Annotated in this window: 1 protein-coding gene; it reads right to left on the reverse strand. The window is 36.2% G+C overall.

What is annotated here, in order from left to right; genetic code table 11:
- The coding region (locus B3J44_RS18900) for a LytR/AlgR family response regulator transcription factor (RefSeq protein ID WP_286970524.1) at positions 1–221 on the reverse strand (221 nt) is incomplete at its 3' end.
- Between the last annotated feature and the right edge of the window lie 91 nt (positions 222–312).

Genomic DNA, 312 nt, shown 5'->3' on the forward strand with positions numbered 1-312 from the left:
TCCTGCAATTTTTCGGCCAAGTGCAATCCGTCAATTCCGGGCATTTCAATATCCGAAATCAGCAAATCAAAATCAAGGTTCGAAAAATCAGACAGCAATTTCTCGGGATCATTACATGTTTTTACGATTTCCAATTCAGGAATCTGTTCGCAAAGCATTTTTAGGTAAGTTAACCCTGGAAGCTCATCGTCCAGAAGCAAGCATTTCAGTTTTGTATTCAAGCAAATCAATTTTTAGATGGGCAATATAAACATCGTTTTCTATAAACCTATCGAGTTTGAAATTATTCTTATAAATAATGCGAAGACGGTG

Source organism: Flavobacterium sp. UBA4854 (assembly GCF_002399805.1).
In the GTDB taxonomy this organism is placed as follows: domain Bacteria; phylum Bacteroidota; class Bacteroidia; order Flavobacteriales; family Flavobacteriaceae; genus Flavobacterium; species Flavobacterium ginsengisoli.